Here is a 12,668-nt window from a genome sequence, read left to right on the forward strand (position 1 = left end):
ATGGGTTGATTTGGATGAGTTTTCACCGTACCTTTGTGGCATAAAATTAAAGACAAAATATTATGGCAATAGTAGGTAAAAAATTTCCGAGTGTTAGTATTGATGCAATGTCAGACATGGGTGATGACTTGAAAATCAATGTATTTGAAGAAGCTGTAAATAAAAATAAAAAAGTATTATTATTCTGGTACCCAAAAGATTTTACTTTTGTTTGCCCTACAGAATTACATGCTTTCCAAGCGGCTTTACCTGAATTTGAACAAAGAAATACCATCGTAATCGGTGCTTCATGCGATACGAATGAGGTTCACTTCGCCTGGTTAAATACACCAAAAGATAACGGCGGAATTGAAGGTGTTACTTATCCGATTTTAGCTGATACACACAGACAATTATCTGGTATTTTAGACATTTTAGATCAGGAAGTAAACTATGACGAAGAAGGAAATGAATCCTTCTCTGGTTCAAATGTTTCTTTCAGAGCAACTTATTTAATTGATGAAACTGGTAAAGTTTTCCACGAAAGTGTTAACGATATGCCGCTTGGCAGAAACGTAAAAGAATATTTACGTTTAATTGACGCCTATACCCACGTTCAGAAACATGGTGAAGTTTGTCCTGCAAACTGGGAAGAAGGAAAAGAAGCCATGAACGCAAACAGAACCGGCGTTGCTGAATATTTAGCCGCTAACTAATTAAATAAAACCTCATGTTTTTAGAATTAACTGAAGATAATCTTCAACAATATTTGGCCGATCATTCAAAGGTTATGGTTCAGTATGCTGCATCATGGTGTGGCAACTGCAGAATTATGAAACCAAAGTTTAAAAAACTGGCTGCCGAAAATGAAGACGTTGCCTTCCTGATTGTTGATGCCGAGAAACTTCCAAATTCACGCAAATTTGCAAACGTTGATAATTTACCAACTTTTGCAGCTTTTGAAGGTGGTAAGCTGGTAGATCAGGTGCAAACGAACAAAGCAGAAGGTTTAACTGAACTTTTTAACAAAATAAAATAATGAAGATTCCGGTTATCAGACAATTATTTCAAAATACTACTCCTGCTGAACTGGAGACAACCTTAACGGTTTTAGAGGCTTTCTGTGAATTCAGAGGCGTCAGCGAACATGAAGTTGATGTTGCCGGCGAAATGATTACCAACATTTGCGGTGCGCTTGAAGTGCATCAGATGGTAAGCGAAGGTGCAGCAGAAAAAGATGCCCTTAATGCCTTTGGCCAAAAAGTGATGGGCTCAATTGACCGCTAGTATTAATTGACTTCAACAAAAACCCCGAGCAAATACATGATTGCTCGGGGTTTGTTATTTATGGTAAACCTATATGGTTTTTCTGGGTCTGCTTAGGCCAGATTCCGGCCAGCATTTACAATTCCAAATACCGTTCTTACCGCCAGTTTCTCCAAGGCCGTCTGTTCGTTTGCATTTTGATCATGCTGCAGCTTTTCCAGTGCGAAATGCTGGATTAAAACCAGCGGTAAAATGATCCGCTCACGGGTGGCGATTGATTTTTTATCAACCGGATAATTGGCCATCAGGGTCTCCTGTCCGGAAAGCTTTAAAAGCATCCTCTTTGTTAACTCATACTCATCATGCAATTGGGTCCAGAAGGCACCAAATTCCTCGTCCGAGGCTAAATGGGCAGTAATGGCAAAGTCAGACTTACTCATACTCATCATACAATTATCAACGATGGTTTTTAAATAGTCAGAATCTTCATAAGCTTTTATCACCTTATTCCAGTTTCCGGCTTTCTCCTGGTTACTTAAGGCTGTTCCCATACCATAGAATCCCGGAACATTTTGTTTCAACATACTCCAGGCCGTAACAAAGCTGATGGCCCTTAAGTCTTCTAGCTTCATTTCACCCCCACCATTTCGTTTTACAGGGCGGCTGCTGATGTTCGCCTGGGATAATAATTTCAGTGGCGACAATTTTTCAAGATAGCTAACGAACAATGGATGTTCACGCAAATCAACAAAAGCTTTATAGGCATCATCAGCCATTTCATCCAGTAAAGTCTTATTTTCCGGATCCAAAAGGACATTGTGTTTCTCTTTCAGACCAGATGAAATCCCGGCATTGATAAGTTGCTCTATATTAAATTCAGCACTTTCTACTGAACCGTACTGTGAACTGATGGTTTGCCCCTGAACGGTTAGCTGCATGTTTTTATTGGCAATTTCTTTACCCATAGAAGCATAGAAACGGTGTGTTTTACCGCCCCCGCGAGCCGGAGGACCACCGCGGCCATCAAAGAATGCAAGTTGAATATTGTGCTCTTTGGCAATGGCCGTTAATGAAGTTTTTCCGTTGAAAATAGACCAGTTGGCCATTAAATAACCTCCATCTTTTGTACTGTCTGAATAGCCAAGCATAATATCTTGTTTATTACCCCTGCTTGCTAAATGTGCCTTGTAAAAAGGGTTGCGATATAAAGTATCCATCACGTCAGCGGCAACCTTTAAATCATTTACCGTTTCAAAAAGCGGCACGAAATCTATGGTTAAGGCATCCTTACTCCAGCCATTCCAAAGAAAAAGCTCCATGAGTTGAAGGATATCACTTGCCTGCTGGCAATTGCTGATGATAAAACGGTGGCAGGCTTTTTCGCCATTTCTTTGCTGGATACCTTTGATTTCTTTTATAGTCTGAATGGTATCTTTAATCAGGTCATCGCCTTCAGTAGCATAAACCGGCGTAGCTTCCTTAAATGAAATCAGCTTTAATTTTTCAGCTTCAGACAGCTGATCATAATTTTCAGGGTATAATGAAGAAATGGGTTTATTCTGCCGGCAGTAAGCATGTACACTTCTTAACACGCGGCTATCCTGGCGGATATCAAGTGATGCAAAATAATTCCCGTAGAGATCAATCTTTCTGATCAAATCGTTTACCAGATCAACAAATAAGCCTTCGTGTTCGGAAAGCAATGTATCTTTAATTTTATTCAGGTTTTCTTTTAACTCATCAGAGATATCATGTGATTCACAAGCATGGTCAAAAGCATTTTTATACAGCACATCATGCAAATTGGCTATATTTTCTTCTACGCCTCTAAAAGTAATACGCCGTTTAATTACCCTGAAATCACGATAATAGCAACGGAAAAGAATCTGACGCAACATTTTAGAAACTTCCAACGTGGTATCCACATGGATATTTGGATTGCCGTCACGATCGCCTCCCGGCCAGAAACCCAGCTCCAGAATTTTCTTGGTTTCGAGGTTATATTCATCCAGATTCTGGTCAATCTCTGCCTGAATATTCGCCGCAGCAAAGTAAAAGGTATTTTCCAAAAACCAGGCTAAATTTAAAGCCTCATCTACAGGTGTAGGCGATTTTTTATTAAAAAATGGCGTTTTTCCGAGTTGCTGTAACAGTGAATTCATTGAGGTGATGTTGTTCTCCCGAATGGCATGGGTTAAATCGGTAATGATGGCCAATACATTTCCCGGATAAAACTGCGTAGGGTGTGCCGTTAAAACCAGGCGTAAGGATAACTCATCAATCAGCTTCTCAATTTTGGAAAGCATGGGCTTGTTATCCGCATTTTTCTTCAGGATAAATGCAAGTGTGCTTTGCTCATCGGTGGTATTTAACTTTGTAAAAGAGGCATCTTCTACCGCATCAAATAGTACCACCTGACGCTCAATATACTGTATAAAACGAAACAATAAATCAATAATATCTTTGCGTTCGGTATAGTGTGTATATTTTGCAAAAAACTCTTCAATTACCTGAGCCGGCTTCTGGCCATTTAAAATTCCTTCCTCGCAACTTTTAAAAAATAAAGGCAGCAATGTACCGGTATCTTTAATTTTATAGAATGGAAGGGTTAAAAAAAGACTGTTGAAGAGCTCAAATTTGGAAATGACTTCGTTATTGAAGATAGATTCGCGCTGTGTAGTCAAACGGAGTTTTGGCATAGCTTAAGCAATAGTTTTGTATAGGGTAATACTACAAAAAATGCATAAGGTATTAAAATTCTAGCGCTTACAATTTGGATAATTGTAGAATAAATTTTAATTTTAAAATCTTATTTGGCTACTAGCTAGCGAAGTAAGAATATTTGCAATGTTTAAGGGCATTGCATTGATTGTTAATTTTTTGGGTTAAAACAGCCGATGTACAAAATACACCGGCTGTTTTTATTTAGTCCCACCTAAATCTTCCGCAAAAGCGAGTGCTTAAGGCAGCGTATATGAATTTTTGTAATTTATAGCTTTGTTCAACTGTTGTAACCCGTTGAATCATTTATACCAATACGGCTTAAAAGCATGACCATATCAATCCCTCTTCTGCAGAGGGAGCAGACAAACCAGGCCTAACCACAAACCCTATAGGTTAAGGCCTTTAATGTGCATCTGTAACAATATTGGCATTTTTCTTAAATTTCTGCAGATATAAAAGCGGAATGGAAAATAACATAATTAGTCCTGCAACCCAATAAGCATCGCTATAGGTAAGCAACATGGTTTGTTTAATTACACTGCCTTCAATTGCTTTCATCGCCATTAATTTTGCATCGATAAAAGAAGTTCCTTTAGCCATAAAGCCGCTGGTTAACGCATTTAACTTTTGCATAAAAGCCGGGTTATAGTCATTGATGTTGGTCAGCAGGTTATTTCTATGGAACCCCGCACGAACGTGAATTAAAGTGGTTAATGCTGCAATTCCAAATGACCCACCTAACTGCCGACTCATGTTATTTAAGCCTGAACCCTGGCCAATCTCTGCCCCAGATAAATCTTGCATCGCCAGCGTAGTTAACGGCACGAACAATAAGGCCATACCAAAACCTCTAATCACCAGCGGCCAAAAGAAGTCACCTGTTCCGGAAGCCAATGTTGAATTACTCAGCATCCAACAAAAAACGAAGAATAAAAACATTCCTCCGGTAGCCATAAACTGTGCCGGAACTCCCTTTTTAAGCATAATACCAATAAATGGCATCATGGCTATGGTACAAATACCTCCAGCAATAAATAGCTTTCCGGTTTGTAAAGGCGTAAATCCTAACAAATTCTGTGCAAATACCGGGAAAACGAACACCGAACCATAAAGTCCGAATCCGAGAATAAAAGAGGTAAACATCCCGATAGAAAAGCTTCTTTTTTTCATAATCCGAAGGTTTACAATCGGAAACTCAGTAGCGGTTTCCCTCCAGATGAAAAGCAGTAAACCAAAAACAGATATAACAGCTAATGCGGTGATATATGGTGTTGAAAACCAGTCTTCGCTTTCTCCCTTTTCTAAAACTGTTTGTAAACTACCTACAGCTACGGCCAGCAATGCAATACCCCACCAATCCACGGGCTTCCCTTTTCCATCTTTTGGCGTCTCTCGAATAAAGGTATAGGTACAATAGGCCGCGAGTATCCCGACGGGAATATTTACATAAAAAATCCATGGCCAATCTGCCACTTCTAAAATATAACCGCCAATGGTAGGACCAACAGTAGGGCCAACAACGGCACCTAAACCAAATAAAGCTGTAGCAATACCTACATCTTCACGAGGCCAGGTTTCGATCAGAATGGCTTGTGCTGTAGAAATCAATCCGCCACCTGCAACACCTTGTAAGATCCTAAATAAAATCAGTTCATTTAAAGATGTGGCGTTACCACATAAAAATGAAACCAATGTAAAAACGATAATAGAAGTTAAGAAATAATTTTTACGCCCGAAACGACTGCCTAACCAACCTGACATGGGCAGGATAATTACGTTCGCAACGGCATAACCAGTAGATAACCAGGCGATATCCTCAAGGGTAGCGCCCAGGTTTCCCTGTATTTGAGGGATTGCCACGTTTACAATAGTGGTATCAATCAACTCCAGTAAAGAAGCTGTGATTACCGTAAACGTAATAATCCATTTTTTTAAACCTACTTCGGCCATTTTAAATTTATTTAGTAGAAACTGAGGCCTTAACGCTCATTCCGGGGCGCAACTTTGCCAACATTTCTTTTGATGGATGAATTTTAATTTTGACAGGAATACGCTGAACAACCTTTACAAAGTTACCTGTAGCATTATCCGGAGGTAATAAAGAACCTTTAGCACCAGTTATCGGTGAGAAGTTATATACTTCACCCTGAATTTTTTCATCAGGATAGGCATCCACTTCAATTTCTACTTTAGAACCTGACTGAATTTTTTCTAACTGCGTTTCTTTAAAGTTCGCTGTTACGTAAATACTACCATCGTTTACTATAGAAAATAACGACTGACCTGGTTGAACCAGTTGTCCTTTTTGAACATTCTTTTTAGAGACAATACCTGTTGCAGGTGCCTTAATATCAGTATACGATAACTGAAGTTTGGCAAAATCGATATCGCTCTGGCGCTGGCTTATTACGTTACTGCTTACTGCCAGTTGAGATTGGGTTGTGCCAACTTGCTTAATGGCAGCATTATACTGATCCTGAGCAGCTTGAAAAGCAGCTTCTGCTGATTCTTTCGATGCTTTTGCCTGATCAAATGCCTGCTGCGTAATTGAACCGTCCTTGATCAGGTTGGCATAACGGGCATAATCCTTATTTGCCAGGTTAAGCTTCACTCTTGCTGCTGCTACATTTGCTTTAGCCGTACTGGTATTGGCCTGAGTAGCGGCAATTTGTGATTGTGCAACACCAACGCCTGCACTCGCACCTTTTTGACCAGATTGTGCCTGCTCCAACTTTACTTTATAATCGTTATCATCAAGTTTTACTAAAACCTGTCCTTCGGTAACATGTGTGTTTTCTTCAAAATTAATGTCCTTCACATAACCACCTACCCTCGCTACAACAGGACTGATATCCCCATCAATCTGCGCATCATCTGTATCTACGTGTTTGCTGTAGTAATTCCATTCTATGATACCAAAAACGATACCTATTACTAGTAAAACACCTAAAATGATGGGTACTACTATATTCTTTTTTTTCTTTTCAGTTGTCATTGTTCTATTTATTGCGTTATTTTTCCTGTTGATTTTAATAATGTGTAATAAGCCAAACCTGCATCAGCTTTAGCGATTTCCAGATTGATCTTTGCCTGATATAAAAGTGTTTCGGCATCAATTCTATCGGTAACCGATGCTACGTTGTTTTTGTATTTCGAGGCCAGTAACTTATCATTTTCAGTAGCTTGGGCAATGGAAGTTTCCAGAACCTGGATTTTGTTTACCGCTACCTGATAGGTCTGAAAGTTTTTGTTGATATCCGTTTTAACCTGATCAGTTAAAATATCTTTTTGAACAGTGATGGCACTTTGTTCAATTTTAGCCTCACTTACTTTATTTCTGTTTGTCCAGAGACTTCCAATATTCCATGAAACAGTTGCACCAACCGTTACTGGCATTAAATATTGATTTACTGGCGGAATAAAACTACCACTAGGGTTAATGTAATATAGATTGGCACCAACGGCTACCGTAGGCAAAGTATTTGCTTTAATGGTTTTAATATTGTAATCAGCCACTTTATTTTGTACATCAAGTTGTTTCAGCTCCTGGCGGTTGGTCATGGCCTGGACTATATATTCATTTAGAGAACCCACAGATTTCGGGCTTGCGTCCGGATCTGCAATCTTAACCACTGTATCATCCGGTAAACCGAGCAGAATATCCAGATTATAGTTAATGATTTTACGGTTGCTCTCAATATCCATTTGGTTAAGGGTTACATTAGCCTGTTGTAACTGGAAACGCAACACATCATTTTTAGTGACGATACCCTGTTCAAAAAAACGTTGCGCTTGTTTAATCTGTGCAGCAATCGATTCCAGATTCTGATCAACCACTTTTTTACTTTGTGCCACCTTGTACAAAGCATAATAAGTGTTAATCACCGCATAGGTAATTTCTTCTTTGTTCTTATCAGCATCGAGCCGGGCCACGTCAGCCAATAATTTCGTTGACTCTTTTGCGTATTTTAGCTTGCCTCCGCCATATACCAATTCCTGCACTGCTGCCGTGCCTACAAAAGCATCAGCTCTTTTTGGCAATTGCAGGGAAGAGCCGCCGCCAGGTAAGGTAAATGTGCTTGTCGGAATTTCAGCATGGTTGTAAATGAAGTTTGCATTTGCCGACGGCAGCGCATTATCTTTAACTACTTCAAGCTTTGCTACCGCCTGATCTATTTTATTTTGTGATAATTTTAAGTTTTTACTATTGGCTATGCCAAGTTCAATTGCCTGATTGATGTTTAATTCCTTTGTACTTTGTGCAAATAAAGCTGCAGGAACTAATGATGCCACAAGCAATAATTTAATGGATTTGGGTATCATTTTTTTGTTGTTAAATAAACAGTTACTAGGTTTTGTAAATAAGCGATGGCTCGCTCCTTGATTAGTTTGTTGTCTTTGGGCGTACTTAAATCGATTGTAGTACCCTGAACAATTTTGTGCGGCGCAATAACCACATTTGTTAGCGTACCCATAATGGTTGAAATGACCATCCTTACATCAACATTGTTAAAACTCCCGTCTTCAATTCCATCAATAATTATCCTGTCAAGAAGCAACATGTTTTGGCTCATGGCATTCTTAATTTTGTCATACATCTCCGGCCTTTGCGTAAGTGATAACTCTCTATGCATCATTTTATGAAAGGCGATATTTGAAAATATCCTGTTGGCATAACCTTCAATTACTTTGTGCAATTTTTCGAGGGATGAAATTTTATCTTCATTAATGATTTTTAATTGAGAAGCAAACCCAGCGATTCTGTTGTTCATAATCTCAATAAAAACCCCTTCTTTTGAACCAAAATAATAATTAATCATTGCCATATTAGCCCCCGATTCTTTCGAAATCTGCCGGGTAGAAGTACCTTCATAACCTGTTTCGCAAAACAACTTTTCAGCTGCATCCAAAATGGCTTGTTTTTTATCTACTTTTTCTGTCTTCATCTCTTTTTGATGGCACAAAATTAATCAATCGTTTGATTAATATCCAAATGTTTTTAATGTTCTTTTACATTAGCCTGATAATTGTGACAAAAAGGATAAAAAAGGACAGCATGTTTACATAAAACAGAGGATCAAAATAATGCCTAACCCTACTGATTCGTATTCGCATTGTCGAATTTTGCAATCATTAAAAACTAAAGGGCTTTAAAAAGCTTTACATTATTAACATTTAGCAATAAATTGAGTACCGATCACAAATTATAATTTAAAATAAATATTAACTTTGCCACCAAATAATTAAAAAATGAACTTACAAGAAAACAGCAGCAATAATTTCAACTGGTTATATTATGCATTAGGATTATTCTTCGGGATTTTAACCGGGGCAATTATCACTCAAAATTATATTTTCGCTTTGCTGGGTGGCGTACTGGGTTTATTAACTGCCGGCTTATTTTTGAATGCCATTGTTAAAGGCAGAAAATACTAAGTGGTAACTTTTGCTTTCCTTTTGAATTAAAATGAACTCAAAGCAGATGAGAAATATTTTTGTTATCGCCTTCGCTTTGTTGTGCTTTAGTGTAAAAGCCCAGGAAAGTTTACCCGCAGAAATAAAGTTTCCGATTGCGGATCCCAGTCCTGCAGATATTCTTTATTTCCCCCTGAATAGTCCAAAGGCAAAGGATGTTGAAAACGTAAAGCCGGTTATTAAAATCATTTATTCGCGTCCTCAGAAAAAAGGCCGGGATATTTTTGGCGTGCTGGAACAGTACGGTAAAGTTTGGCGTTTCGGCGCGAATGAAAGTACAGAAATTCATTTCTTTAAGAAAGTAACTGTTGGTGGTAAAAAAATTAAGGCTGGTACTTATAGTTTATTTGCCATCCTAAATAAGGATAAATGGACCATCATCATCAATAAACAAACTGATAAATGGGGTGCTTTCACCTATAATCAATCTATGGATATCGTTCGTGTTGATGTTCCTGTTAAAACCTTAAACAAGCCAATCGAATATTTCTCCTTAACGTTTAACCCACTTCCGCAAGGTGCTGCATTGTTTGCAGCCTGGGATAAAACGCAGGTTGAACTGCCTATAATTTTTTAATTTAGCAGGCAACTGCACTGTCAGGAGAAACAAAAAAGCAATTTTTCACAACTCTTCCCTAAAGATTTCCCTTTCGGATGAAAGTGCCGATAGTCGGATAATGATTATTTAATAAGTGCTATTAATCACCGATTCTCCTGACGAATTAAAGCCAAGTCGTGAAATTTTGGCATGAAGCAATCTTTCACGCAATAAGCAATGCTACAGAGATAGCTTTGCCGGCTGAAATAACCTTCCCGCAATTGCGATTTCTCTATACCACATTCCCCATAAAAGGATCAGTAGTTGTTACATCCCCTGTTTCTATTTTCCCCGCATAACGATGTTTAAATATTCTATTCCCCGTTTGGATAATGCTGAAATCATACCAGTTTTGGGATTTTGATAAACCTAAATTGACAGTAACAAAAGAGTGTGGTTTGATTTGCAGGTTTCGGGCTGTTGAACCATATTTCTGATCTGTAATTTGAATATTAACCAGAGATGCACCTTTGTTTTCAATTGAAAAAATCAAATTGCCGGTAAGTTTTTTATTCACCAAACCACTTTGTTCCGGCTTTGCCTGTATAACAATTTGCGGATTATTTTTACTTCCTGTGAAATGCCTGAAAAAACCATTTGGTCCGGCAATACTGAAGTCGTAAATACCCTGATCGAAATCATCCAGGCTGATCTTTTCAGTAAGAATATCACCTGATTTTACAGCATAAGCCCATGTTTTCCCTACCACCCCTTTAAATTTGACAATGGTATTCATAATAAAAGGTGCTCCGGCAGTTTCGGTTTCGCTTCCAAACAGTGTTTTGGCAGATTGAAAACGCAGCTGTATTTCATTATTTATAACAGAAGCATCAACCATTAAGTGATAAGGTAATGCGCAGGCAGGTTTGGTCCCATTTTCCTGTTTTGGGGCATGCACAGATGTTTGATGCGAGAAAGCTTCAAACTTATTAATTTTATCAACCTCAACCTTATTTAACGCCGTCGGACCAGCCTGTGCAGGCTTGTTTTTCGCGTTTTCAATATTGGTTACAACAGTTTGCCTGTTTAAAGGTAAAGGCGACTTTATGTCTTCTCCGTTATAAGGCCTGAATACTGATGTCAGGTCGCCACAGATCGTTCTTCTCCAGTCACTGATGTTATTGCTCTTAATTTTCTTCCCTGTTTTCTTGCTCAGCCATTTCTCCATAAACATCAATGAAGATGTATGATCAAATACCTGTGAATTTACAAAACCACCTTTGCTCCAGGGCGATGCAATGACCATAGGTACACGGTAGCCTAAACCAATCGGACTTCCCTTTCTCCTTTCGAAATCTGTAGCATAATCGATTCCTGCTGATACTTTTCCTGAAGATGTATCATTTGGATTCGGCACTATAAAAGGTGGCTGATGATCAAAATAACCATCATTTTCATCATAAGTTAAGACGAAGATGGTTTTCTTCCATACATCAGGGTTCTTCGTCAGAATATTTAAAGCTTCGCTTACATACCAGGTACCGTAAAGTGGGGAACTGGTATGATCAGAAAATCGCTGTGGCGCCACCAACCAGGAAACAGTTGGTAGTTTCCCCTGGTCTACATCCTGCCTGAACTGATAGAAAATATCACCTTTTGGGATATTGATGGTTTCTGATTTCCCTTCATCATTAGTAAAGGTAAAAGGCGCGAGATCCAAATAATCTTTCTGACTGATGTTGGTTTGAAAAGCCTTATTGATCAGATTTTTTTCCCGTTGGGATAACCGATCATACTTTTCCTGAACTTCTTTTGCACTTAAAGCCGGTTTAACAGTATGATCACCATTCTTTCTGAAATATGCTGAAAGTTTAACATGATGCCGGGAAACATATTCAACCGGATTATCGCCGTAATTTCCCAGCCAATCATCAATTTCGCCTTCAGGCAACTTTGATGTCCACAGTTCATTCTGGTAAATGCGCCAATCGATTCCGTTATCTTCTAAAGTTTCCTGAAAAGTAGGCCAGTCTACGAAAACATTGTTTTGAGATTCTGCCTGATCATTATTAACTACCGCAATGTCATTCGCGCTGTTCTCGCCACGCACAGTTCCGGTGAAAAAGAAAAGCCTGTTTGGTGTGGTTCCGGTTAATGACGAGCAGAAATGCTGGTCACAAACAGTAAAGGCATCTGCCAAGGCATAATAGAAAGGAATATCATTCCGATCATAATAAGCTAATGACATGGCTGATTTTACGGGCACCCATTTATCATATCTTCCTCCATTTCTGGCAGCAACCTGGTCGTTCCAGGAATGTGGCAATCCACCCTGCCAGGTAATTTTGGTCTTGTTTATATCAACATGAAAAGGCGCATAAGTATAACCCTGCCCATCTTTTTGCAGCCAAACTTTGTTACCATCTGGCTGAATATGCGGATGTGGATCATTGAAGCCCCGAACACCTTTCATTTTGCCAAACATATGGTCGAAAGAACGGTTTTCCTGCATCAGGAATACGATGTGCTCCGCATCCTGAAAAGTAGTACCAGGTTCAGCATTAATAGCCATTGCCTTCAAAACGGCGGCAGGTAAGGTATTAGCAGCACCTGTTGCACCGGCTAACAGTGCTGCTTTTTTTAAAAATTCTCTCCTCGAATCCATAAATTTAGTTCACTATTTGTG

Annotated in this window: 11 protein-coding genes; 5 read left to right on the forward strand and 6 right to left on the reverse strand. The window is 38.9% G+C overall.

Features of this window, described 5'->3' with window-relative positions; genetic code table 11:
- The first annotated feature begins 62 nt into the window (after positions 1-62).
- The 3 genes from OQ267_RS02230 to OQ267_RS02240 are packed head-to-tail and all read left to right on the forward strand — an operon-like array spanning position 63 to position 1,266.
- A complete protein-coding gene (locus OQ267_RS02230) occupies positions 63-695 on the forward strand; it encodes a peroxiredoxin (RefSeq protein ID WP_088303329.1) in 633 nt (210 codons plus the stop codon).
- A 14-nt stretch (positions 696-709) separates the two neighbouring features.
- Positions 710-1,018, forward strand: coding sequence for a thioredoxin family protein (locus OQ267_RS02235; RefSeq protein ID WP_088303330.1), 309 nt, complete (start codon positions 710-712; stop codon positions 1,016-1,018).
- Entirely contained in the window at positions 1,018-1,266 is a 249-nt protein-coding gene (locus OQ267_RS02240) for a DUF6952 family protein (protein WP_088303331.1), read from the forward strand. Before OQ267_RS02235 ends, OQ267_RS02240 begins: the two co-directional genes overlap by 1 nt.
- 92 nt (positions 1,267-1,358) lie before the next feature.
- On the opposite strand, the gene OQ267_RS02245 is transcribed toward OQ267_RS02240, so the two are convergent.
- The 5 genes from OQ267_RS02245 to OQ267_RS02265 form a co-directional block, all read right to left on the reverse strand.
- Entirely contained in the window at positions 1,359-3,944 is a 2,586-nt protein-coding gene (locus tag OQ267_RS02245) for a phosphoenolpyruvate carboxylase (protein ID WP_265834729.1), read from the reverse strand.
- Positions 3,945-4,371: 427 nt separating this feature from the next.
- Complete coding sequence (locus OQ267_RS02250) at positions 4,372-5,919, reverse strand: DHA2 family efflux MFS transporter permease subunit (RefSeq protein WP_265819361.1); 1,548 nt, start codon at positions 5,917-5,919, stop codon at positions 4,372-4,374.
- A 7-nt stretch (positions 5,920-5,926) separates the two neighbouring features.
- Positions 5,927-6,964, reverse strand: coding sequence for an HlyD family secretion protein (locus tag OQ267_RS02255; RefSeq protein WP_088301295.1), 1,038 nt, complete (start codon positions 6,962-6,964; stop codon positions 5,927-5,929).
- Positions 6,965-6,972: 8 nt separating this feature from the next.
- Positions 6,973-8,292, reverse strand: a complete 1,320-nt coding sequence (locus OQ267_RS02260) for a TolC family protein (protein WP_265834730.1) — start codon at positions 8,290-8,292, stop codon at positions 6,973-6,975.
- Positions 8,289-8,915 (reverse strand): TetR/AcrR family transcriptional regulator, encoded by a 627-nt coding sequence (locus OQ267_RS02265; RefSeq protein ID WP_088301293.1) that lies wholly within the window; start codon positions 8,913-8,915, stop codon positions 8,289-8,291. Before OQ267_RS02265 ends, OQ267_RS02260 begins: the two co-directional genes overlap by 4 nt.
- 304 nt (positions 8,916-9,219) lie before the next feature.
- Between OQ267_RS02265 and OQ267_RS02270 the strand changes: the two genes are divergently transcribed.
- Both OQ267_RS02270 and OQ267_RS02275 read left to right on the forward strand, forming a co-directional pair.
- Entirely contained in the window at positions 9,220-9,405 is a 186-nt protein-coding gene (locus tag OQ267_RS02270; protein ID WP_088301292.1) for a hypothetical protein, read from the forward strand.
- 46 nt (positions 9,406-9,451) lie between these two features.
- Positions 9,452-10,021 (forward strand): DUF2911 domain-containing protein, encoded by a 570-nt coding sequence (locus tag OQ267_RS02275; RefSeq protein ID WP_265834731.1) that lies wholly within the window; start codon positions 9,452-9,454, stop codon positions 10,019-10,021.
- Between the two features lie 253 nt (positions 10,022-10,274).
- Here OQ267_RS02275 and OQ267_RS02280 read toward each other — a convergent pair whose 3' ends face one another.
- The gene (locus OQ267_RS02280; protein WP_265834732.1) at positions 10,275-12,647 is read right to left on the reverse strand and encodes a phosphocholine-specific phospholipase C; all 2,373 of its coding nucleotides are present in this window, start codon (positions 12,645-12,647) and stop codon (positions 10,275-10,277) included.
- Positions 12,648-12,668 lie beyond the last annotated feature (21 nt).

The organism is Pedobacter sp. MR22-3 (assembly GCF_026240075.1).
Lineage (GTDB): Bacteria > Bacteroidota > Bacteroidia > Sphingobacteriales > Sphingobacteriaceae > Pedobacter.